This is a genomic window from Empedobacter sp. UBA7494, from assembly GCF_002478465.1.
Classification (GTDB): Bacteria; Bacteroidota; Bacteroidia; order Flavobacteriales; family Weeksellaceae; genus Empedobacter; species Empedobacter falsenii_B.
Window position 1 is genome coordinate 1 of the sequence record NZ_DLOC01000105.1, and the last position, 3,578, is coordinate 3,578.

The 3,578-nt window shown below is 30.8% G+C and carries 4 protein-coding genes; all 4 read right to left on the minus strand.

Features of this window, described 5'->3' with window-relative positions; translation table 11 throughout:
• Window positions 1-128: 128 nt before the first annotated feature.
• Window positions 129-1,565 carry an FAD-dependent oxidoreductase gene (locus B4E95_RS12895; RefSeq protein WP_291091879.1) on the minus strand — a complete coding sequence of 479 codons (1,437 nt, stop codon included), beginning with the start codon at window positions 1,563-1,565 and terminating at the stop codon, window positions 129-131.
• A 325-nt stretch (window positions 1,566-1,890) separates the two neighbouring features.
• Complete coding sequence (locus B4E95_RS12900; RefSeq protein WP_291061261.1) at window positions 1,891-2,322, minus strand: hypothetical protein; 432 nt, start codon at window positions 2,320-2,322, stop codon at window positions 1,891-1,893.
• A gap of 479 nt (window positions 2,323-2,801) precedes the next feature.
• The gene (locus tag B4E95_RS12905) at window positions 2,802-3,053 is read right to left on the minus strand and encodes a DUF6952 family protein (protein WP_038336694.1); all 252 of its coding nucleotides are present in this window, start codon (window positions 3,051-3,053) and stop codon (window positions 2,802-2,804) included.
• Window positions 3,034-3,351 carry a thioredoxin family protein gene (locus tag B4E95_RS12910; RefSeq protein WP_291061259.1) on the minus strand — a complete coding sequence of 106 codons (318 nt, stop codon included), beginning with the start codon at window positions 3,349-3,351 and terminating at the stop codon, window positions 3,034-3,036. The genes B4E95_RS12905 and B4E95_RS12910 overlap by 20 nt, the downstream gene beginning before the upstream one ends.
• Between the last annotated feature and the right edge of the window lie 227 nt (window positions 3,352-3,578).

The window sequence follows — 3,578 nt, forward strand, 5'->3', positions numbered from 1 at the left end:
TAACAAGGGGAAGATTACACAATGATAAAGAATAAAGAATCAAAAGAGATACAATATGTAATGGATATCTCTAATGAATAAGGTTTACATTGTATTTTATCATCAAAACCAAAGTCAGTTTTTATAAATCACAAACTGGAAGTCCACTTCGAACCAAAGGTTACATTCCCTTTTTGAAGTACGATATCTGAATGTAAAAATTTGGCTGCATCTGCTGACTTTTTCACTTTAACGCTGCTTCGCTCCATCATCTCTTTTTCGTATGGATGTAAAACATCTTCACGTAGATTGACTTGTTTATTTTGCGCATGATAAACTGAGGTGATTTTTTGTGCCAACAATAAAGCATCTAACAAAGCCTGATTGGCACCTTGCCCTTTGAAAGGACTCATCGGATGTGCTGCATCGCCTATTAAAGTAACAGGACCTACATTTTCTAATAAATTTGGCGTTAATAAATCTCGGTCGTAAACAGGATATCCCGTAATCTGTTTAGCTTCGGTAGCGGCGATAATTTCTGGAATAGGAGAGTGCCAATGCGTTCTTTTCGCAACTTCTGTTTTTAAGGCTTCAGAACCTTTTTTACTTAAATTTTTAGCATCTTCTTCTGACATTAGAAAACTAAATTGCCACATAATCGACTCTTTATCATACGGCATCATATACATTCGTTCCGTTCCATTTGCGGTCTGAAACACCGTTGCACCATCTAACAAATGATTATCTAAATCTTTTAAAGCATTTAGTTTACAGATTCCTAAAATCACAATACAACCTAAATATCTTAATGGATTTGTATCTTCATTGATAATCAACCGACGCACCGAACTACGTATGCCGTCTGCACCAACAAGTAAATCAGCTTTAAAATGTTTTTTTATTCCATCAACATCAAACGTTAATTCGACTTTATCATCAACTTTAAAATCAGTTAATTGATGATTCCATAAAACTTGTTTATCACCACCCAATTGCTCTAAAAAAGCTAAACGCAAAGATTGTCTTGCAATGTGAATATTGGTATGTTTATTCTTGTTTTTTGCTTCAATAGCTTCTTTGTCTTGCAATTTTCTTATTCCCCATTCGCCAATCACATTTCCTTCTATGGTATGTGCCAAATGCAGCGTAGAAACAATACCCTGATCCAAAGTTGTAATTCCAAACTTTTTTAGTTCCTTACTCGCTTGTTGTAACGTTAATCCATAACCTTGCGAACGATCGTTGAAAGCGCGATCTCGCTCGAAAAGTGTAAAAGGAATTTGTCGATGCAAACACGATAATGCTAACGCAATTCCACCAATCCCAGCTCCTACAATAGCAATATGAGGATAATTTTTATTGGTTTGAGGGAATTCTTCTGTTTGCGTTAAACCAGATCCTAAGCAAGTTGTACAAATTTGCATCGAACTTTTTGGTTTATTTGGAATAGTGTTGTCGTTTTTATTTTTTTTCGATTGAGGAAGAGAGGCTTCATAACGCAATTGTTTCTTTTTCGAAACACCTTGACTTTTTTTTCCAAGACCATTGCAATTCTTGCAGCTTATCCAATTTATTTGTTTACTCAATTCTAAAAATTTTTGCAAAAATACAATTTACTGTATTTTATTCTGTGTACTGTTTGATATTATATTTTGGAAATTACTAAAACTATTCTAATTTTTTGAATTACCAAGCTCTATTTTGAAAGCGATAAATAATTTGTTCTTAGAAAATCATTTTTTGTAATTTATATTCAGTTTCTTGTTTATTTTCAAATTGAAAAAGAAGTTATTATTTAGTGAAGAAATCTGAATGTAAGATATTTTATTCTATGAAAAACCTCGTTTAATGTTTTCTAAACGAGGTTTGATGATATTTTTGAGATAATTGTAACTCTTAAAATAAATGATGTTACTCGGTTATAACATTATTCAAAAAGTCTTGATTATTAACAAGTTGTTGAATAAGATTATCGATTGCTGGAGGTAAAAACTTTTCAAATTTAGCACCTTTTGTGTTTGCTTTTCCTGTAATTAAGTCAGTCCAAACAACTTTTCCATCTTTGTCAACCAATTGAAATTTAACTGTAATTTCTGGGATTAACTGAACAGTAGAGAATCCAGAAATTGCTTCATAATCTAATTTTTGTAACTCAGATTTTAGAATATAATCATTACTACCGTTAACTGAAATATTTTTTTCATTGAAACCATTTTTTATAGCTTCGGTTAAAATTTCTGAAACTGGTTTTTCCGCCATATATGCACCTGACATCGTTTGATTGTACATGTTTTTCTTGTAAAAAATAACCTTTTCATCACTGTATCCTCTCATGTCTTTCATTTCGTCAATTTTAACAATTTTACTAGAAGATAGTCTATCACTAACTTTTAGGTTCGATTGATAATTAATTTGCTTGACAGAATTAGATAAAGCACAACTTGTTAAGGTTATTAATGAGATACCCAAGAGAAGTGTTGTAAATTTTGATTTCATTTTTTAAAATAATATATCTTACCATAACGGAAAAAGTAACATTTAATTGTAGATAAATTTACTAATAAGGATAATTGCATAGATTTCAAAATATTGTTATTAAAATAATACGAAGGATAGAAAAGAAATTATTGAGTGATTTTAATCCTGAATTAGGAAATGAAAGATAAATTGTATTATTAGAAATTTTTGTGATAATTATTTTCTAAAAAGTAATAGTTAATCTAGGTTTATTAGTTTACTTTCTTTAATCGAAAATCTTAAGATACAAAACCAAAAAAGGATTTCAATTGAAATCCTTTTTTTATATAAACTAATTGATAAAATTATTTATCAATCGAACCCATTACACGTTGCATAAAAGTATTGGCAGCAGTACGCTCATCCAATCCTTCTTCTTCCATCATTTGCTTCATTTCCATTGCTCCACAAATGTTAGAAATCATTTCACCAATTACTTCTTGTTCTGGCTCCTTTACAGCTGGAGAATCAGCATAAACTTCCAAAACTTCTAAAGCTGTTTCCATTGCTTCAATAGAAACATTTTTTGCTAAATTCTTAAATACCGGCAGCTTCATTGATCAATTCTTTTACAGCATCAATTTTAGACGCAGTTACTTGTCCTACATTTTTTCCTCCTTTAAATACCGCGAAAGTTGGTAAGTTAGGAACATCCGCTAATTTTCTTGATTCTACTAATTTCTCAGCATCAACATATAAAAACTCAGCTTGACCTTCATATTCAGCCGCTAATTTTTTGAATTTTGGTTTTATTAAACGGCAGTTTCCACACCATCCAGCACCATATTGTACAATTACTATATTGTTATCAGTAACTACTTGTGCTAAGTTATCTTGTTCTAATTCTGCAAACATTTTATTAATTTTTATGGTTAAAATTGGATATAAAAAAGGCTGTCTAAGTGTTGAGCTTAGTGATTTTTATTGAAAATTAATCCGTTAAAATCTCCTGTCAAATTTTTTAGACAGCCTCTTCGTGAATTTTGAAAATCAAAAAATTTTCAAGTTATTTTTAGTGAGAAGCTAAGTAAGAAGCTACACCATCTTTAGTAGCGTTCATTGCATCTTTTCCTTCTTCCCAG

What these genes read in the sequence shown, in the direction of transcription:
- B4E95_RS12900 (WP_291061261.1), bottom strand. Translation starts at nt 2,322, where the DNA reads ATGAAAGACATGAGAGGATACAGTGATGAAAAGGTTATTTTTTACAAG.
- B4E95_RS12905 (WP_038336694.1), bottom strand. Translation starts at nt 3,053, where the DNA reads ATGAAGCTGCCGGTATTTAAGAATTTAGCAAAAAATGTTTCTATTGAA.
- B4E95_RS12910 (WP_291061259.1), bottom strand. Translation starts at nt 3,351, where the DNA reads ATGTTTGCAGAATTAGAACAAGATAACTTAGCACAAGTAGTTACTGAT.